This is a genomic window from Bacillus cytotoxicus NVH 391-98, assembly GCF_000017425.1.
In the GTDB taxonomy this organism is placed as follows: domain Bacteria; phylum Bacillota; class Bacilli; order Bacillales; family Bacillaceae_G; genus Bacillus_A; species Bacillus_A cytotoxicus.
The window spans coordinates 2,366,428-2,384,003 of record NC_009674.1; the positions used below are offsets into that span (position 1 = coordinate 2,366,428).

Consider the following 17,576-nt stretch of genomic DNA (forward strand, 5'->3'; position numbering starts at 1 on the left):
ATGAATACTATAATTACAAAGCAAAGCTTTTTGTTTCATACTTTGCTTTATGACTCATTACTATATGTACAAATACGATTAGGGGTGAAACGAAATGGGTAAACGAAAAGCCAATCATATTGTTCCAGGAATGAACGCCGCTTCTGCTCAAGGACAAGGTACTGGTTATAACGAAGAATTCGCAAATGAACCATTAACAGCTGCTCAGCGTCAAAATAATAAAAAGAGGAAAAAAAATCAGTAACGAAAACTCCCAAAAGATAATCCTTTTGGGAGCTTTTTAATGCTTATAACGCAATAGTTCCGATACCTTCACAAAGCGATATCCTCTTTGTTGAAGCTCTGGTAAGATCTTCGCCAGCGCTTCTATTGTTTGGCTACGGTCACTCCCCCCATCATGTAACAGGACAATATCTCCACTCTTCGCATTTTTCAAAACATGGTTCACAATAGATGCGGTACCTGGATTCGCCCAATCACGCGGATCTTGATGCCATGACCATAATACAATTTGATATCCTGCTTCTTTTGCGGTAGTAAAGACGGTATCATTTATTTCCCCACCAGGTGGACGAAAGAGGAGAGGTTCTTTTATCCACTTCGCTAAGTACTTCTTTCCCTCTAAAATATCATTTTTTACTTTTTCACTCTGCGTTCTTTTTGCGTATAAGTGATTCATTGTATGATTACCAATTTCATGTCCTTCTTTTAATACTTGCTTCACTAAATAAGGGTTTCGTTGAATTCGAAATCCAATCATAAAAAAAGTTGCTTCCGCTTTGTATTGACGCAGTAATTGTAATACTTGCGGCGTATATATCGGATCTGGTCCATCATCAAATGTAATAGCGATAATCTTCTCTTTATTTGGAACTTCCCACGTTACATAGCCAGTAGGTTCCAACTCTTTTCTTAATAACAAACTTGCTTGTACTTCGTCCACTTGACATATATGTATAAAACTAATAAAACAAATAATAATATTGGCAGTTTTTCGTCTGAACATATGTGTTCCTAATAGAGAGGTTGCTGAAACGACAACAACCTCTTCACTTCTCTAACTGATCCACTTCTCGCATAATATTTTGCAAATGACTTTCATATTGTTTAAGTTGTGGACGCTGCGTTTCAGACGCTACTTCAAGCGCATTTTGAATTTGTTCATATGCTTCTTGTACTTCTTGATGAAGTTGTTTTAAATCATGACCATAATTCGGGTCATTTTTCACAATATTATTGAATATATGTTCCGCTTGTACAACCCCTTGTTGCGCTGCTTGAAAAGCTTGTTGTTTGTCCTTATGATATGGCATAGCTTTTCTCCTTTCTACATATAGTTCGTCCCACTTATCTTTACCCTTTTTCTTAAAAACATTCTCGTATAAATTCGTAAAGTTCTCTTATTCTAAATAGAAAAGGAGGTGAACGAACCGTGGAAAAAAACAATAGTAAGTCTATTCGTCAAAATTCAAAAAAAGGACAACCATCTGGACAACCTGAACCTTTAAGCGGGTCACATAAAGTGAAAAATCGAAATCACTCAAGACAAAAACATCACGCACATCATGATATGTAACAAATATTTATATAATCGATAATCTTATTGCAGTGAAACTTCTATCAGTGAGGAACTCTCGCCACACTGATGAAAGTTTCACTTTATTTTAAATATGGCGAAAAGGCTTCCTGATCAAAGAAAAAAATAGATATTTTTGCTTGGGCAAAAACATAGAAACTCTTCATTAGAAGTTTATGTAAAGATAGTGGGAAACGTTCCATGTTACCTTTCACCTCTCTTTTATTCATGCATATCATAGTATGAATTGAGACGTTATGGAGGGTATTGGTCATGAGCAAGAAAAAGAAGAATTGTCTTTTTCGTGTTGATGGTTTTGAAGAATGGATGGATCAGTTTTGCTCTGGTTCCTACCTCAACTGTAATTTTCCAAATTATATTCATATTGATCTTTGTGAAACAGAGCAAGAATACATTTTAGAAACAGATGTACCAAATGTGACAGAACAAAATGTATTTATAAAAAAGATGGAGACAGGCCTAAACATTTGTATTTTCAAAAAAAATGTTCCCTTACAAAGAACGATTTTTTTACCGGCCAGTATCGTTTACAAAAAAATGATAGCTTGTATAGAGAATGGTTTTCTTTCCATTCATATATCTAAAAATGAAATCGCAAATCCACATGAAAAAAAAGTTCTTTTTTCCAATGAATATTGAACCTTCTTACAGAGATGTGTTCCCTATACTATATCATCATGATTTTCCTAGAAAGCAAGATAAAAAAGGATTCCTAAAACATAAGGAATCCTTTTTTATCTTGCTATTTTTGGGCAAGTAAGGCTATTCGGAGAGAAAAAGAGAAGTGAATTGGACGTAGTACTGTTTGTAGCAATCCCGATTCGTAAAGGCTCATAATCAGCAGGGAATGAAGAAAATTCCCACTGATTAAAGTCTCACTTTATATCGCACCTTCCGTTACTAACATCGCAGGATTCTGAAGTTTTTTCGAACGCAAGCTATACCCTACTACTTTTTTCTTATATTGTTTAATTACATCAATATGATCATCATAACGATAGATGAAAAATGTAACATTTGTTTTTCCTGTCTTTGTTTGAATCATTAATGGTGTTCCCTCTGCACTTGGAGGAAAATAATACTTCTCTAAAAAGATTGCTTCATTAAACTCTTGAATGATGCACTTCTTCTCTTCTCCTTCTATCTGTTTCCCATCTAGAGTTATACTTGTAACGTCTTCACTAAGTTGCGGATGCAATTCAAACTTACTGATTAAAGACTCCACAACAGATGTTGGAATACTCGCCACTACTACTTTAAAAGCAGCAAACACAACCAACATCACGATAAACCATGTCGTCATATTTTACCATCCCCACCATCTTTAAAATTCGCATTATCATACAACTTATATTATCTCATGAAAACACCTTTTATTTTTTGTACATAATGTGAACTTTTTAAAGAAAATACGCTAAGGACAGGATAGGGAATATATCTTAACAGAATCTACATAACAAGGGTCAACGCTAAATAGACGTATTTTTCTATATTCTTATTAGTATGGAGGACTTAAAGAATATGGGCTAAAATATTTGATACATTGTAATTAAACTTTATTTCAAAGCAACACAAATACCAAAATAACTCTTCCTTTATTGTTAAAAAAATGAGAAAAGAACACAAACAGCGACTTTCTTTCCTCATTTTTTATGATAACTCTCTCTACACTCGAGCTGCTCTCGTTATATCCATATCTACTCCATATGTAAACTGCAATTCTTTACAAACTTCTTGAATCAAAATATTCATATTATATTTTTCATTAAATTCAGTAACAGCATGTTCTACTTCTTCATAAGTATATTTATATTCACCAGTAATCACGCTTTTTAAGTCGAAACATTCATTAATACAAAGCTGGACGAGAAGTCGATCATACATAGTTACTATATCTTCCTTTTTCCACAACAATTCCTTCACATACAATCTATCAAACGTGACACTTCCTCGATTACACTCTGCTAACGTACGGGTCATTTCATGTAATTCTCTATATAGTTCAGATATATTTGTATTGAGACGAATCAATTTATCTACGCCATCGTCATACAACATGCCATCCACCTCCGTATACTCTTTTTCTTATTATAGCAAGAAAATTCTAAAAAATGTTTTTTCTTCTGAAATATTAGGAAACTTATTCGGATTGCTTTACAATGAAATTAATGAATACGAAAGGGGTATTACATTGGAACAAAAATTATATTACAGCGATCCTTATCAACAATCTTTCACAGCAAAAATAAGAAAGCAAGAGGTGGATCATGAAGGAAATCGCTATGTTACTTTAACTGAAACGGCTTTTTATCCAACTGGTGGCGGGCAACCTCATGATATAGGTACATTAAATAATGTCTCTGTGACAAATGTAGAGGAAATCAACGGAGAAATCCGCCACTTCATATCTGAAGAATTACATGAAGTAGAAGTAATTGGAAAAATTGATTGGAACCGCCGATTCGATCATATGCAACAGCATGCAGCTCAGCACATTTTATCAGCTGCATTTTGGGATCATTTTAATATCCCTACAATTGGCTTTCACCTGGGGGCAGAAACGGTTACAATTGATTTAGACACGCCAACCCTTTCTGCGGAAACAGCTACTGAAGCGCTCCGTATTGCAAATCAAATTGTCTTAGAAAATCATCCTATCCATATTAAATGGATGAATTTAGAAGAAGCAAAACAATTACCTCTTAGAAAAGAACCATTGCTCTATGAAAATATACGCGTTGTCATCATTGAAAACTTTGACTATAACGGCTGCGGCGGAACACATCCGAAATATACGGGAGAAGTTGGACCCATTCATATTATTGGCTGGGAACGTAACAAAGGTGGCATTCGCTTAAGTTTTATTGCAGGCTGGCGAGCTATAAAATTAATGGGACATCAGCAACAAATAATAAAAGAGGTTTCCAAACAATTAAACAGTGGTGAAAATGATATTCCACGTAAAGTACATCAGCTCATTACCTCTCAAAAAGAGAGTGAAAAAGAATTACAAGTGATGCGTGAAAAGTTACTTGTTATAGAAGCAAATGATCTATTGCAAGAAGCAGCTGATACACATGTTGGCATGCTCATTTCGAAAGCTTTCAGCAATCGTTCTATGCAGGAAATTGCCAAATTATCAGCCATTATTACAGAACAAAACGAAAATACAATTACATACTTTGTCACTGAAAATGAGGATAAATTACAATGTATACTTGCCTGCGGGAAATCTATCAATATAAGTATGAACAATATGTTAAAAGACGCTCTCCCTACGATTGAAGGAAAAGGTGGCGGAAATCCGAAAAGTGCTCGCGGTGGCGGAAAAGCCCTCATTTCAGGCGAACAATTTTTACAGCAACTTGTTCAAGCATTGAAGGAAACCATTTAATACACCATTGAAAAAGGATAGTACGTCGCTATCCTTTTCTGTTTATGGATTTTTTGCTAGTATTCTGTTTTTTAAATAAATTGTCATACTCGGTATCTCACATCGAAGTCCCAGTTCAAGTACCGATAACATACATTTATTTCTTGTTCAATTCTTTTCGCAATGCTTGTTTTAAAAATTTCCCTACTGATGTTTTTGGGATTTCTTTCATAAATACAATATCATCGGGTAACCACCACTTCGCAAATTGCGGTTGTAAAAATTCATATAACTCTTCTTTCGTTACGACACGATTTGGTTTTCGTACGACACAAGCAACAGGTCGCTCTTGCCACTTAGGATGGGGAACTGCAACAACTGCTGCTTCAAACACCGCTTCATGCGCCATAAGTGCATTCTCTAAATCTACAGATGAGATCCATTCACCCCCGCTTTTAATCACATCTTTTGTTCGATCTACTATTTTCACGCATCCTTCTTCATCTACCGTTACAACATCCCCCGTATATAACCACCCATCACGAAATCCTTCCGCTGTACGCTCATCTTTATAGTAACTTGCAGCAATCCACGGTGCACGTAAGCAAAGTTCTCCCATCTCACTCCCGTCCCATTTCACTTCTCCATTTCCTCCAACTATTTTCATTTCAACTCCCGGCACAAGATATCCTTGTTTTGATCTTATTTCAAGTTGCTCTTCATATGATAAATCTTTTTCATAACTTTTTAACCTTGCAAGTGTTACAAGTGGGCTCGTTTCTGTCATACCATACGCGTGTACAAAAGGAACGTGATATTTCTGTTCGAATGCTGCGATTACACTTTTGGGTGCCGCAGCTCCCCCGCATAAAATCCGGCTCATACTCGATAAATCATAGTCATGTTGCTCTAATTCTTGCAAAACACCAAGCCAAATTGTAGGTACTCCAGCTGCTACTGTCACTTTCTCTTTTTGAATCATTTCCAGTAAAATTTTCGGTGTAAACATCGGACCAGGCAAAACTTGCTTCGTTCCAAACCACGTTGCCGCAAATGGTAATCCCCATGCATTCACATGAAACATCGGCACAATCGCCATTGCCACATCGCTTTCCGATAGCGCTGCTGTATCAGCTAATCCAAGCGCCATACAATGAAGCACTGTACTACGATGCGTATATACAACACCTTTTGGATTTCCTGTTGTTGCCGAAGTATAGCACATACCAGCCGGCATATTTTCATCAATTTCTTTTAAAAATTGATGCTTCGGATTTCCTTCAGCGAGAAGGTGCTCATAATGATATACAGGCGTCAATGAAGTCTCTGGTATTTCCTCTTTATCCGTCATAATGATATATGCTTGTACAGTCGATAATTCTCCTTGTATCTTTTCCACAAGCGGGACCAAATCTTCATCAATAAGTAAAATTCGATCTTCGGCATGGTTGACTATATAAGAAATATGCTGGGGAGATAAACGAATATTAATTGTGTGCAATACAGAACCAATACCAGGAATAGCAAAGTATGCTTCCACATGTCGATGATGATTCCATGCCAACGTTCCAATTCGTTCTCCTTCGTTTACTCCCAATTTCTTTAATACACTAGAAAGCCTTCGCGTTCGTTCTCCAATTTGTTTATACGTTAACGTGGTAACCCTATCATGTGTACGAGAAATAATTTCTTTCTTTGGAAATAATGTTTCTGCCCTTTCCATCATCGAATGAATTGTTAATGGTACATTCATCATCATACGTATCTCACCCTCCATTAAAACGCTTCCATTTTTGATCATTATATCAAATTCAACAAAATAAAAGTTGTTTTTTGCTAAATTTTCTGAAATTATTCCCTTGGAAATAAAGTGAAACTTTAATCAGTGAGGTTTTCTTCATCCCCACTGATTATGAGCCCTAACCAATCGGGCTGTTACGGGCAGTTCATCTCCCACCTATCTTCCTTGCTTCTTTCTGCGTCTTGAGGCAGGATTCTTACTGCCCTAAAATAGCGGGATAAATAAAAAAGAGAGCTCTTCCACACCCTCTTTTAACAATATGTATCTTGTGAATCTGTTATCATTTCATATTTTTATAAATCATTTGAAGTGAAAACATTCTATCAAGAAATGCTACATATTACCCTCTTCTATTTATCATAATGGCTTTTGTTTAAACTTTTGATAGTTTCGCACTTTTAATAGCAATACGCTTCCGCAATCTGTACAAATATAGGCGTCTACTGGAGAGGAGGTGAACATCGTTTCTTTTTTTCTTATTTGAGCATAGCCAACAAACTCACCTTCTCCAATATCATTCGATCCACAATACGAACATGTATGTACCTCTTTCTTCTGCATGAGAGCACCACCTTTGATCTGTTTCTACTCCCTTCGACAGTAATCATTCACTTTCCTTCCCTAAAAATTGTCATGATTTGTTTCGGTAAGAAGGAGATTTCAACATCATTTCGTCTTCACTACATATACGCCATTTTTTACTCATTTAAACGCACATGCAGGCAGCTTTCGAGTTACATCGCAAATGAACTCATAGGACAAGTCCATTTTGGACGTATGTACAAATGAATATTGTATATATGGGTACGGCAACCATTCCTTCTTTTTAGAACCACCCATAAATATAAAGCAAGAGAAATGAGTATATGAAAACATCAATTCTCTTGCTTTTGATTAGCTTGCCTCTTCAGTTTTAATAGGAGTACAATCAAATTCAATATCTGGTGGACGTCGAGTTGAATCTAATCTATATTTTTGTTATTTTATTCCATCTCTTTCTAATGCATTTTTAAGCATTTCTTCAGCTTCTGCTCGAATCTCTTCTTGAGTCATCTCTCCGACAGACTTATATTCCCCATGGATGTTATAGTTTGCCGAATCATCATTCGGGATGTGTGTATCACGTGATGATTTATAATCAGTTGTAGGTAATTCTACATCAGTTTCATCACTGGTGCTTTGTATCCCTTCATAAGAGCTATCATCATTTGTGTCTTCTTGATCCTGTAATTCATATTCAGTATCATTTGATTCAAATAGTGAGTTTTTATTATTCTTTATTACATAAATGTTGATGCAAATAATAGCGATAATGATAGTACTTAAAAATCCAAATAAAGCTTTTTTGTTCATGTTGTTTGTTCCTCCAGTTATGTAAAATGTAAGATTTCCGAAACCATCATAACAGATTCAGTTACAACTATTTTGTCATATTTTGCGACGGAACATTAATACAGATCCAGCTAATGCTAAACATCATTGTAACACCGTTTGATGCTGTAATACCCAATCTTTGACTTGGTTACCAGGTAATTTTTTTAGCGCTTGTTACTTTAGCACCTTGAACAATGATATTATCTGGACCAGTACCTACACCAATTTGTAGATCATAGTTATCGAAGATTTCTCCATAGTAATATTTTTCTGGTGGCTTTCCTCCAGAAAATGTTCCTAAATTACGCACAAAGTTATCTCCAATTTCTTTAGCAGTTTCTTTGTTGACTGCTGTCCCTAAAATAACAGCCATAACAATTGTTTTACCGTTTACTTCTATATGAGCATCACTAACCAATGGATTTTGTTTTACTTGCTCTAGTGCCATCTTCTTACCTTCTTCATTAAATTTCACGGTTTCTTTTGTTTTTTTCAGCTTTTTTATCAATCTTACACTTTGTGAAGTTTACATTTCTTTACAGGTTAATTGTACCAGAAAAACATATAGACAACCAGACTTGTATTTAATTTCTATCGAATCTAATATTAGGTTTTACAGAAAAAAATAGAAAATCTGTGTGTAGTCAGGAGATGGAGGCGTATTATGAATTTTAAAAAGGTTTCAGTTGTCGCTTTATCGGGTACATTATGAGTGGGTGCTGTATTACCAGGAGTTTCACATGCAGCTACTCCAAATAATAATGTGTTAAACGTTAAATCAGAGGAAAAAGTATATCAGTCTAGCTTTGCTAACTCTGAGAGTTTAGAAGGTTTTGAGATCCCGTCTTTAGATGAGATGTCTGAAGAACAAAAAGAGCTATTATTTAAATTAGCAAAAGAAGAAGCATTAAAAAATGCACCAGAAAGCCCTGAATTATATGAACAACAATTAATTGGTTTATTTGATGCGAGTTCTCCAAATTATAACAATTTACAAGCAACGCAAAGTGTGTATGACATTAGAAAAAGACACCTATGAGAGAGGCCACTGAAAAACTTACGTTTTTCAGTTCACAAGCCGAATGTAATACAAGAAAGGCTATTGCATCCGTACTACTCATAATTTCGTTATCCAATAGATTAAGGTATCGCCAATCAACATCTTCAAAATTAAATCCATCTATCTCTAACTGCTGCAGCATGTCTCTTTCTTCCCCTTTTACCGTAAATAAATTATGATCCTCTCCCTGATGGAATTCTTCTAATACTTCTACATTTAGATATTCATGGTCATTTACCTCAATTGTACTATTCTCAGATATATAAATAGATATCTTCTTTTAAAATATAAGTGAGATATCTTTAATTAACTGGTTTTTCTGAATTTTATTGAAAAATAAATATAAAATAGTTAAATACAAAGAGTATTTTGCTACAATGGTAATATATAACATTAGTAGATTTCTATAGGATGGAGGATTATATAATGATTTCTTCGATAAAGGGTAATGAGTAAATCACAAAAATGTTAAATGACTGGTATATAGAAATTCGTGCCAGACATATTGGAAAGGCGCATAAATTAAAACTTGAAATTGATCAAAAAATACACAATATTGAAGAAGACCAAAACCTCCTTTTATACTATTCTCTTTTAGATTTTCGTCATCAATATATGATTGATAGTTTGAGCATTGGAAAAGACAGTTTTGATAAGGTTGAATCATTAGAGGTGCCTGCAGATCAATTTTTATCGTACTACTACCATTTCTTTAAAGCTATTCATTCAAATATTACAGGTAACTTTACAAATGCAAAAGAACATTACAACAAAGCTGAGGAACTATTAAACCATATTCCAGATGAAGTTGAACATGCTGAATTTTATTTCAAACTACCCACTTTCCATTACCATATCTACAAGCCATTGGCGGCTATCAAAGAAGCTACTAAGGCAAAAGAGATTTTTAAAAAGCATGCAGGATACGAGACTACTATTGCGTTATGTGATAATTTAATTGGTTTGGCTTGTACGCACTTAAAACAATTTGAAGAAGCTGAAGAACACTTTATTACAGCTATTAATACATTTAAAAAATCAGGTGAAGAAAAATTTATTACGTTTGTTCGTCACAACTTAGGATTAATGTATGCTGGCCAAAATTTATCTGAACTAGCAATACGCTACTTATCTGAAGTAATACATGAACTCCCTAAAGATTATAAGGCAATCTTTATTAAGGCTAGAGAGCATATGAAAATAGGAGATTCAGAGGAAACTTCTAACCTTATAGATAAAGGATTAGAAGTTTGTAGAGAACTTAAAAATGAAGAGTACGAACATCACTTCTTAATTTTAGAAAAATTAAATCAAAAAGTTACCGCTGACGAATTAGAAAAGACAATTGAAACAGGAATCTTTTATTTTGAGAGAGAAAACCTACATGAGTACGTACAAGAATACGCTAAAAAATTAGCAGTTTTATTCCATCAAGAAAATAACCGTTCAAAAGCAAGTGACTATTTTTACCTTAGCCATCAAGCCGAAGAAAAAAACTTTGAGAAGGAGGCTTTAAAATGAGAAAAGTAATTTTCAGCTTAATTGGGATTACAGCTGCATTCACATTTATGTTTAATTCTAGCCATGTAACTGATACACAGAAGGCGCTTAACGAGGATACAATTGTACAATATGCTCATGGCCATACTGGCGGATGATAAATAAACAAAGGTCTTCACTTCATTAATCTGTACCCTTTATAAAGGACATTTTAAAAAAAGTTAGGCAGCCGCGAGAAGATGATTTCTGTATTCAACAGGAGTCATCTTCTTTAAATTCCACTGATATCTATGCTGGTTATGGTATTTCATATAATCTTTAATCTCTTGTTTTAGCTGGGAAAAAGATGTACAAGCTTTTATATGCGCTTCATCTTTAAAATGCCCGAAAAAAGATTCTTGGGGGGCATTATCCCAACAGTTTCCTCGTCTTGACATGGATTGTCCCAGTTTTAATTTTTTAACTAGTTTTTGATAGGTCGGACTTGTATAATGAGCTCCTTGATCAGAATGAATATAGGCATCTTCAGTCAATCGAATTTTCTTATTCTTCTTTAGGTTGTGAAGAGTCGTCATTGCGATGTCTAATGTGAGCTGTTCTGAAACGTGATAGGCTAAAATTTCATTTGTGGACCCATCTAAAATAGTAGATAAATATGCTTTCTGATTCTTACCATAAAACAGGTAGGTGATATCTGTAAGAAGCACTTTTCCAGGGGTACCTTGCCTGAATTCTCGCTTCAATCGATTTGGTACCACGAAATGTTCTTTCGTCGCTTTTATCATTCTTTTGTAAGGATTCGCTTTGCGGATCGGGCAGATAATCCCGTATTTCTTCATAATTCTACGAATACGCTTCAAATTGTAGACAACTTGAAATTGACCCGCTAATGTCATTTTGATTTGACGAGCCCCTTTTTTTCGGTTTTTAAATCGAAATGCCTTTAATATCCATTCTTTCGTTATTTCATCCTGATCTATTCTGTTTTTTCGCTGCCTTTGCGAAGAAACAGAAAAATAATTATAGTATCCTGAACGTGAAACACCAGCGATCCCGCACAAATATTTCACCATATTTTTGAGGTTGTATGTTTCAATAATAGAACGAATTAACATATATTTTTGGTTAGGTCGTAACGTTAGTTCTTTCTCATCCTCCCTTCCATAAGTTTTATCTTTTTTAACAATTCATTTTCAGCTTTTAATAGGTTTCGTTCCGCTTCCAAACGCGCATATTTCTCTTCTAATGTAAGTTCTCTCTCTAGCTTTCTTCCTGAGTTTTCTTTACGCGTATCTCTTAGACCAAATACACCATCTTTCTTATAGGAAGTACGCCACCGATTTCCTGATGATATAACACGTTGTATGCCAATGATTTCTACATCAAATCCACATTCTTCAAAAATAATGCGAGGGGGTTTTCCTTTTTCGTTTTCTTTAATGAAAATACGCTTGAATTCGTCGGTATAAGTAATTCCTTTTGGGCTGACCGATTTTACGTATCGATTTTTTGATAGTATTTCAATTTCTTTTTCTGTAAATAGTTTTTTCGTCATTTTGAAATGTCTCCGATTCTCATTTTTCTCTCATTATACAAGAAATACCCTATAGAATAGACCTTTTTTTTGTGCAATCATATCTGCACGTTTTTATTGCATTACTATGTACTTTCATTTTGCACTAAACAAACTATAATCCTTATAAAATCAAGGTTTATCACGTTTATAAACATATTACAAAATATTTATAAACGTTTATTAAATCTTAATGACCTTTATAAATCCCTTGGCGTACAATTTTCTTAAAATGATATGGTGACCCCTTATAGGTAATTTTTGTTATTACATGAAATGTTTAAGAAATAGAAGTTATAGAGATTAGTTTTATTGATATTTAATTTTTTTGGTAATTTTTTTGAAAGGAGGAAGTGTGAATTTATTTTTCATGTTTATTTATTTTCTCCTTTATTTATTTGATAGTTAGTTTTTTATTCTGCAAATGCTCCTACTACTCCACCAGCAACAGCACCAATTCCTGCTCCTACAATAGCACCGGCTACTACATTTGTTCCACTTACACAACCGTTTATTTTAATAAAGGATTAATAAGATACTGTTTTATTTTCTTTTCGAACGCATACCTTTTAATTTAGTAATCTTATCTTGATTAAGCAATTGGTTATATATTTCACTCTTAACATCATAAATGGCAATTTTCCCTTGATCGTTATAGTGTATTCCCCAACCATAATTTTTCACTAAAGGAGAAGCTCTGAAGCAAGCCATAGGTTTTGAAAAAAATTGTTTTCGCAGTTCATCTGTATTTTCTTCTTCTATTTGATTTTTGATTAAATAAGTTTTAAATTGCACATCTTCTTGTGTAAATTTATAAGGATTATTCTTAATTAAATCATATTCAATAGAAGCAATAGTAGGTTTTCCATTTCTGGTGACAGGTACTATGGCAGAAGTAGCTTTTGAATCCTCTGAAATGGTAATAAGTGTGTTCTTGTAACTCATATAACAACCTCCTTAGTAAACCAATTTTTCATAAAGATATATAATATTTAAAATTATACAAATATCTAGAAAGTAGATTTCCAAGTTTGGGAATCTACTTCAAAAAAGTTCTTCAACAAAAGTGCCCTTTAATGGAAGATTGATCTACAATACCAAGCATCAAAGCAAAAGATAATATCACAGCAGTTTTATTCATCGAATTTATTACCCCCTTTTTTATATTTTTATTGTATATCATATTCAAGTCAAGTCAAGTTAACATAAGGCATTATTAGCGGAAGTCATTGTACATTTGCTTCACTTAGGGGTCACAGTGATTTTTTTCGGTATTTTACAAACCGAATTATAAAGAATATGTTGAAAATAATGATGGATATGAAATAAAAACCAGAAAATATCATTCTCACATATTCGTTTTCAATAGTAGTTACTAAACAACCTCCTATAATAATGTATAGTAATACTAATGATGAAAATCTCCCCAAAATTTTAGAAAGGATTGGATCACTTTCAATAAAATTAAGATATCGTTCTGTTCTCTTTGCCATGTTACATGCACCTCCATTTTCCTAATTATACCATTAGAAAGGACTAATTTGTTCAGATTTTTAGATGTATATGGTATACACATTTGGTTAACATAACGTCTCAATATCGGTAGAGAGGAAAAAGAAGTACCCCTAATTAGAATAAGGGATACTTCTTTTTATATTTCTGTTAGTAATTTGAATTTCATTTTTTGCTCTGCAGTTAATTCTTTTTCTACATAATAATTATTTATAAGTAGATCGATTATTTCGTGAGCGAATTTCTTGTTGGTAATCTTCATTAGTGCCTCAAGTTCTACTTTTGATTCATTAGAAACTTTAATACTTCCTTGTTGGTTTTTAAATTTCTTTTTCTGAGGTGCCTGTATTTCCTTATCTAAGTTGTCAGTAATAGGCGTAACTGTTACTACAAATGAATTATTTTTATTTTCCACAGGTACCACTCCTATTTAAACTTTTCACGTGTTATTTCTTTTCCAGCATTTCATAAAGGTGCTTGCACATCCCTTTATAACCTTCAGATTGTCTCGTTGTTAGTTTAGTATTTACATAGCTTTCAATAAGCATATCGATAATATTATTATTCGATACTTTATCCATACTTTCTGCTTCTTTTATAATTTTATAAATGGTTTAAGTGTATTTAATTTTAACAAAACAGCAGGTGAGATCTTGACTGTGGAGTTAGTATAGTCATATGGACACAACTTAGTTAAGTCCTTACAATGGATTTCAAGGAGGAAGTGTCCGTATGGCAAACAAGAACTTTAATGAAGAATTTAAAAAGATGGTTGTTGAATTATATCATTCAGACCAATCTGTGAAAGAATTAAGCAGCGAGTATGGTGTATCAGAAGTAACGATTTATAAATGGATTAAAAAATATTCTCCTATCCCAACGATTGATGAGGAAGAAATGACTCCAGAAGATCTAAAACGAATGCAAAAAGAAATGCTTCGCCTGAAAGAGGAGAATGAGATATTAAAAAAGGCTATGGCCATATTCGCGAAAAAATAAACGATACAGAATTACATCAATTTATCGATTGTCAAAAAGAAACACACTCTGTTCGTACAATGTGTCAAACACTTGGAATAGCGAGAAGTTCGTATTACCAATCTCAGCACAAAACAGAGTCAAAGCGTAGTCGTGAAAATGAAGAGTTAACCAAACAAATTATACAAATTCATCAAGATAGTGGAGGGCGTTACGGTGCACCGAAAATTCATCAAACCCTATTGGAACAAGGGTTTCAAGTAAGTGTAAAGCGTGTGCAACGACTCATGAAAAAAGAAAATATTCGCTCCATCATCTTAAAGAAATATAAACCACATTCATCAAAATCAACTATAGAAGAACGAATAAATCTACTAGAACAGGACTTCTCTACAACGACAATTAATGAAAAGTGGGTGGCGGATATTACTTATATTCACACGCAAAAAGATGGCTGGTGTTACCTTGCATCAGTGATGGATTTGCATTCTAAGAAAATTATTGGATATTCATTTTCACGAAATATGACAACGAACCTTGTGGTAAAAGCTTTAGAAAACGCTTACCATACACAAAGACCACAAAAAGGGCTCATTTTACATACTGATTTAGGAACACAATATACAAGTCAGGAATTTCAAACTTTACTCGCGAATTATAAAATAAAGCCTTCTTTCAGTAAAAAAGGTTGTCCATACGATAACGCTTGTATTGAGTCATTTCACGCCATTTTAAAGAAAGAAGAAGTATATCGTACAAAATATGTCTCATTTGAAGAAGCAAATCTAGCACTATTTCAATACATTGAGGGATTTTATAATCGTAAGCGAATCCATAGTAGCATCGGTTATAAAACTCCTCAAACAATAGAAGATCTGGCTATAAAAGTAGCTTAGATTTAACTTTTTTGTGTCCAAAATATTGACTCAAATCCAATTTTTATAAAAAAATTTGACTATCTTCTACTTTCTACGCTTAACATTCATACCTTTTAATTGAGTATTTAAACTGTTATTAATGAGACGAAAATGTAACTAAACAAATATCCGTTAGCTGCCCTATTAAATATATAAAGAGTATATTTTTTTCTAAATTCCGCATTAGTTATTGATTGTTTAATAAATAATAATTAATCTTAAATAAATTATTATTCTCTACTCATAATTTTGTTCCAGATTTTAATCCTCTTTTCTTTTAATTTTTCCCATTAAGAAGTTTAACGTTTCTTTTAGCCCCTCTTTATAAGGTGTAGCTATTATTTTACCTATTCTATTTTCATATTTTTCTCCGCTTAGAGTAAATCCTTCTTCTGTAAGATACATAATTTCTACTACTTCTTTCATAACTGGGTCAAACAATCCACTTATACGGATTGCATTTTTATTTAATGGAATAACCATTTTCTTATTCCCAGTAATTTCACGTGCATATTTTATTATTTCCTTTCCTGAAATCAAACCAGCACCAGGAATGTTCCAATTTTCTCCATAAGAATCATCTTTGTTCGCTATTTCTACAATCATCTTGGCAGCATCTGGTAAATAAACATATTCTCTTGGTGTTTTTAGATTACCAATAAAAATAGAAATTTTATTTTCTGCAAGTCCAGTCAATGTAGGATGTAAGTAAGAATTCTGCGAAGTTATACCATAATAGTCCGGCAATCTAACAATTAATGCTTTTGCATTTCTCCATTTCTTATCAAATATTAATTTTTCAAATTCAACCCTAATCTTCCCTTTTTTTGTATGAGGTTGTTTAGGATGATTTTCATCTCCTTTAGCTACTTGGTGACCATAAACATATATTCCATCAACAATAACTATTTTCTTGTTTAAAATATCTGCTGCCTTCATTACATTTTCGCCAAGTAAAAGGAGTTTATCTGCCATTTCGTGATATTGAACATTCGCGCATTGAAATATGACATCTACATCTTTTGCAGCCTCTATGATAGTTGTATAATCAAAAATATCGCCTAACTTATACGTTAACAAAGGTGTAGAACCATTCTCTTTCATTAATCTTTTTAATTTGCTTTCTGAACGTCCAAAAGCAATAACTTCTAATTCTCTAGATAATAGTTCTGATACAATCGCTTGACCAGATCCACCTGTTGCTCCTAAAACAATTGCCTTTTCCATATTATAAATCCCCCTTTAATTTTTCACTCAGTTAGTTATCAATCAATAACTAACTTTGAAATAAAAAACCGAAAAGAATCGGTTAGCTTATTTTCTTTCATTATAAATGAATTCTGGTAAATCTAGGTAATAAGAAATATTACAAAGTATTCCTCTAGCTAAAAAAGTTGTTACTTCCTCCTCTGCATTTGGAACATTCGCTGATTGGAATCTCTCCAAAATATAACTTCTAATACGAGACAATCCAGTTTTTGTACAGTTTCTTATTGTATCTTCTGTAACTGAAAGTCCTATTACCTGTAAGGCAATTTCATTAGGATAAGATATAGACAGCTTTTCATATGCTTCAACCATTTTAGATTCATTGCACAAGTGTTATATTTTTTGCGCCAGAACCTTTTTTCAGCTTGTCCAAAATTAATAATTGTTCCTTCATGTATTGTTGCCCCTCTCATATTATGGGCACCAACGAAAACACCTTTATTTTCTATTTGACTATCAATCAAATCCCTTGCCTTCTCTCCAAAATCTCTTTCAATACCGTTGTATCTTCTTGTAAATCCAAGCCGCCTAAAATTATCTCTTTCGGTTGACGAATTTGAACACCTAAAGCGGTTAACTTCGTATAATTTGGAACAGTCATAAACCGCCTTTCTGATAAAAG

21 protein-coding genes and 3 pseudogenes are annotated in these 17,576 nt (G+C 33.5%); 8 read left to right on the forward strand and 16 right to left on the reverse strand.

Features of this window, described 5'->3' with window-relative positions:
* Positions 1 to 94 precede the first annotated feature (94 nt).
* Complete coding sequence (sspO, locus tag BCER98_RS11525; protein WP_012094708.1) at positions 95 to 244, forward strand: small acid-soluble spore protein O; 150 nt, start codon at positions 95 to 97, stop codon at positions 242 to 244.
* A 36-nt stretch (positions 245 to 280) separates the two neighbouring features.
* Here sspO and BCER98_RS11530 read toward each other — a convergent pair whose 3' ends face one another.
* Positions 281 to 1,006: a polysaccharide deacetylase family protein gene (locus BCER98_RS11530; RefSeq protein WP_012094709.1), complete on the reverse strand. Its 726-nt coding sequence runs from the start codon at positions 1,004 to 1,006 to the stop codon at positions 281 to 283.
* A 43-nt stretch (positions 1,007 to 1,049) separates the two neighbouring features.
* Positions 1,050 to 1,313 (reverse strand): hypothetical protein, encoded by a 264-nt coding sequence (locus tag BCER98_RS11535; RefSeq protein ID WP_012094710.1) that lies wholly within the window; start codon positions 1,311 to 1,313, stop codon positions 1,050 to 1,052.
* Positions 1,314 to 1,432: 119 nt separating this feature from the next.
* On the opposite strand from BCER98_RS11535, the gene BCER98_RS11540 reads away from it, so the two are divergent.
* Positions 1,433 to 1,576, forward strand: a complete 144-nt coding sequence (locus tag BCER98_RS11540) for a small acid-soluble spore protein P (RefSeq protein WP_012094711.1) — start codon at positions 1,433 to 1,435, stop codon at positions 1,574 to 1,576.
* Between the two features lie 273 nt (positions 1,577 to 1,849).
* Positions 1,850 to 2,236 carry an Hsp20/alpha crystallin family protein gene (locus tag BCER98_RS11545; protein WP_012094712.1) on the forward strand — a complete coding sequence of 129 codons (387 nt, stop codon included), beginning with the start codon at positions 1,850 to 1,852 and terminating at the stop codon, positions 2,234 to 2,236.
* A gap of 241 nt (positions 2,237 to 2,477) precedes the next feature.
* On the opposite strand, the gene BCER98_RS11550 is transcribed toward BCER98_RS11545, so the two are convergent.
* Together BCER98_RS11550 and BCER98_RS11555 are read right to left on the reverse strand one after the other, a co-directional pair.
* Positions 2,478 to 2,900, reverse strand: coding sequence for a YfmQ family protein (locus BCER98_RS11550; RefSeq protein WP_012094713.1), 423 nt, complete (start codon positions 2,898 to 2,900; stop codon positions 2,478 to 2,480).
* 362 nt (positions 2,901 to 3,262) lie between these two features.
* Complete coding sequence (locus tag BCER98_RS11555) at positions 3,263 to 3,655, reverse strand: hypothetical protein (protein ID WP_012094714.1); 393 nt, start codon at positions 3,653 to 3,655, stop codon at positions 3,263 to 3,265.
* A 133-nt stretch (positions 3,656 to 3,788) separates the two neighbouring features.
* Here BCER98_RS11555 and BCER98_RS11560 point away from each other — a divergent pair, with 133 nt between their 5' ends.
* Complete coding sequence (locus BCER98_RS11560) at positions 3,789 to 4,991, forward strand: serine-tRNA(Ala) deacylase AlaX (protein WP_041809858.1); 1,203 nt, start codon at positions 3,789 to 3,791, stop codon at positions 4,989 to 4,991.
* A gap of 136 nt (positions 4,992 to 5,127) precedes the next feature.
* Here the strand turns inward: BCER98_RS11560 and BCER98_RS11565 are convergent, their stop codons facing one another.
* The 4 genes from BCER98_RS11565 to BCER98_RS11580 form a co-directional block, all read right to left on the reverse strand.
* A complete protein-coding gene (locus BCER98_RS11565; RefSeq protein WP_012094716.1) occupies positions 5,128 to 6,729 on the reverse strand; it encodes a long-chain fatty acid--CoA ligase in 1,602 nt (533 codons plus the stop codon).
* A 399-nt stretch (positions 6,730 to 7,128) separates the two neighbouring features.
* Positions 7,129 to 7,332, reverse strand: coding sequence for a hypothetical protein (locus BCER98_RS11570; protein ID WP_012094717.1), 204 nt, complete (start codon positions 7,330 to 7,332; stop codon positions 7,129 to 7,131).
* A gap of 417 nt (positions 7,333 to 7,749) precedes the next feature.
* A complete protein-coding gene (locus BCER98_RS11575) occupies positions 7,750 to 8,124 on the reverse strand; it encodes a hypothetical protein (protein WP_012094718.1) in 375 nt (124 codons plus the stop codon).
* 169 nt (positions 8,125 to 8,293) lie between these two features.
* Positions 8,294 to 8,593: a hypothetical protein gene (locus tag BCER98_RS11580; RefSeq protein ID WP_012094719.1), complete on the reverse strand. Its 300-nt coding sequence runs from the start codon at positions 8,591 to 8,593 to the stop codon at positions 8,294 to 8,296.
* 264 nt (positions 8,594 to 8,857) lie between these two features.
* On the opposite strand from BCER98_RS11580, the gene BCER98_RS11585 reads away from it, so the two are divergent.
* Entirely contained in the window at positions 8,858 to 9,184 is a 327-nt protein-coding gene (locus tag BCER98_RS11585; RefSeq protein ID WP_012094720.1) for a hypothetical protein, read from the forward strand.
* 61 nt (positions 9,185 to 9,245) lie between these two features.
* Here BCER98_RS11585 and BCER98_RS23110 read toward each other — a convergent pair.
* Positions 9,246 to 9,470, reverse strand: a pseudogene (locus BCER98_RS23110) (helix-turn-helix domain-containing protein); the annotation flags it as partial.
* A gap of 200 nt (positions 9,471 to 9,670) precedes the next feature.
* Here BCER98_RS23110 and BCER98_RS11595 point away from each other — a divergent pair.
* Together BCER98_RS11595 and BCER98_RS22555 are read left to right on the forward strand one after the other, a co-directional pair.
* Positions 9,671 to 10,726, forward strand: coding sequence for a Rap family tetratricopeptide repeat protein (locus BCER98_RS11595; protein ID WP_012094721.1), 1,056 nt, complete (start codon positions 9,671 to 9,673; stop codon positions 10,724 to 10,726).
* Positions 10,723 to 10,863, forward strand: coding sequence for a hypothetical protein (locus BCER98_RS22555; protein WP_012094722.1), 141 nt, complete (start codon positions 10,723 to 10,725; stop codon positions 10,861 to 10,863). The genes BCER98_RS11595 and BCER98_RS22555 overlap by 4 nt, the downstream gene beginning before the upstream one ends.
* A 63-nt stretch (positions 10,864 to 10,926) precedes the next feature.
* On the opposite strand, the gene BCER98_RS21180 is transcribed toward BCER98_RS22555, so the two are convergent.
* The 4 genes and pseudogenes from BCER98_RS21180 to BCER98_RS11625 form a co-directional block, all read right to left on the reverse strand.
* Positions 10,927 to 12,260, reverse strand: a protein-coding gene (locus BCER98_RS21180; RefSeq protein ID WP_094396536.1) for an IS3 family transposase whose coding sequence is annotated in 2 segments (ribosomal slippage) — positions 10,927 to 11,873 and positions 11,873 to 12,260 — 1,335 coding nt in all. Because the reading frame shifts where the segments join, the coding sequence is not laid out codon by codon here.
* Between the two features lie 561 nt (positions 12,261 to 12,821).
* Positions 12,822 to 13,223 (reverse strand): DUF6157 family protein, encoded by a 402-nt coding sequence (locus BCER98_RS11610; RefSeq protein WP_012094725.1) that lies wholly within the window; start codon positions 13,221 to 13,223, stop codon positions 12,822 to 12,824.
* Positions 13,224 to 13,929: 706 nt separating this feature from the next.
* A complete protein-coding gene (locus BCER98_RS11620) occupies positions 13,930 to 14,205 on the reverse strand; it encodes a hypothetical protein (protein ID WP_012094726.1) in 276 nt (91 codons plus the stop codon).
* Positions 14,206 to 14,236: 31 nt separating this feature from the next.
* Positions 14,237 to 14,457, reverse strand: a pseudogene (locus BCER98_RS11625) (hypothetical protein); the annotation flags it as partial.
* A gap of 65 nt (positions 14,458 to 14,522) precedes the next feature.
* On the opposite strand from BCER98_RS11625, the gene BCER98_RS11635 reads away from it, so the two are divergent.
* Positions 14,523 to 15,664, forward strand: a protein-coding gene (locus BCER98_RS11635) for an IS3-like element ISBce13 family transposase (RefSeq protein WP_094396537.1) whose coding sequence is annotated in 2 segments (ribosomal slippage) — positions 14,523 to 14,754 and positions 14,754 to 15,664 — 1,143 coding nt in all. Because the reading frame shifts where the segments join, the coding sequence is not laid out codon by codon here.
* A 282-nt stretch (positions 15,665 to 15,946) separates the two neighbouring features.
* On the opposite strand, the gene BCER98_RS11640 is transcribed toward BCER98_RS11635, so the two are convergent.
* The 3 genes and pseudogenes from BCER98_RS11640 to BCER98_RS23115 all read right to left on the reverse strand — a co-directional run bounded on the left by BCER98_RS11640 (position 15,947) and on the right by BCER98_RS23115 (position 17,555).
* Positions 15,947 to 16,912, reverse strand: a complete 966-nt coding sequence (locus BCER98_RS11640) for an NAD-dependent epimerase/dehydratase family protein (RefSeq protein WP_012094731.1) — start codon at positions 16,910 to 16,912, stop codon at positions 15,947 to 15,949.
* Between the two features lie 87 nt (positions 16,913 to 16,999).
* A pseudogene (locus BCER98_RS21185) lies at positions 17,000 to 17,269 on the reverse strand (TetR/AcrR family transcriptional regulator); the annotation flags it as partial.
* 145 nt (positions 17,270 to 17,414) lie between these two features.
* Complete coding sequence (locus BCER98_RS23115; protein WP_237701306.1) at positions 17,415 to 17,555, reverse strand: hypothetical protein; 141 nt, start codon at positions 17,553 to 17,555, stop codon at positions 17,415 to 17,417.
* Between the last annotated feature and the right edge of the window lie 21 nt (positions 17,556 to 17,576).

Coding starts and splice junctions, on each gene's coding strand:
- BCER98_RS11575 (WP_012094718.1), bottom strand. CDS start 8,124: ATGAACAAAAAAGCTTTATTTGGATTTTTAAGTACTATCATTATCGCT.
- BCER98_RS11580 (WP_012094719.1), bottom strand. CDS start 8,593: ATGGCACTAGAGCAAGTAAAACAAAATCCATTGGTTAGTGATGCTCAT.
- BCER98_RS11535 (WP_012094710.1), bottom strand. CDS start 1,313: ATGCCATATCATAAGGACAAACAACAAGCTTTTCAAGCAGCGCAACAA.
- BCER98_RS11565 (WP_012094716.1), bottom strand. CDS start 6,729: ATGATGATGAATGTACCATTAACAATTCATTCGATGATGGAAAGGGCA.
- BCER98_RS11570 (WP_012094717.1), bottom strand. CDS start 7,332: ATGCAGAAGAAAGAGGTACATACATGTTCGTATTGTGGATCGAATGAT.
- BCER98_RS11640 (WP_012094731.1), bottom strand. CDS start 16,912: ATGGAAAAGGCAATTGTTTTAGGAGCAACAGGTGGATCTGGTCAAGCG.
- BCER98_RS22555 (WP_012094722.1), top strand. CDS start 10,723: ATGAGAAAAGTAATTTTCAGCTTAATTGGGATTACAGCTGCATTCACA.
- BCER98_RS23115 (WP_237701306.1), bottom strand. CDS start 17,555: ATGACTGTTCCAAATTATACGAAGTTAACCGCTTTAGGTGTTCAAATT.
- BCER98_RS11555 (WP_012094714.1), bottom strand. CDS start 3,655: ATGTTGTATGACGATGGCGTAGATAAATTGATTCGTCTCAATACAAAT.
- BCER98_RS11550 (WP_012094713.1), bottom strand. CDS start 2,900: ATGACGACATGGTTTATCGTGATGTTGGTTGTGTTTGCTGCTTTTAAA.
- BCER98_RS11595 (WP_012094721.1), top strand. CDS start 9,671: ATGTTAAATGACTGGTATATAGAAATTCGTGCCAGACATATTGGAAAG.
- BCER98_RS11530 (WP_012094709.1), bottom strand. CDS start 1,006: ATGTTCAGACGAAAAACTGCCAATATTATTATTTGTTTTATTAGTTTT.
- BCER98_RS11545 (WP_012094712.1), top strand. CDS start 1,850: ATGAGCAAGAAAAAGAAGAATTGTCTTTTTCGTGTTGATGGTTTTGAA.
- sspO (WP_012094708.1), top strand. CDS start 95: ATGGGTAAACGAAAAGCCAATCATATTGTTCCAGGAATGAACGCCGCT.
- BCER98_RS11610 (WP_012094725.1), bottom strand. CDS start 13,223: ATGAGTTACAAGAACACACTTATTACCATTTCAGAGGATTCAAAAGCT.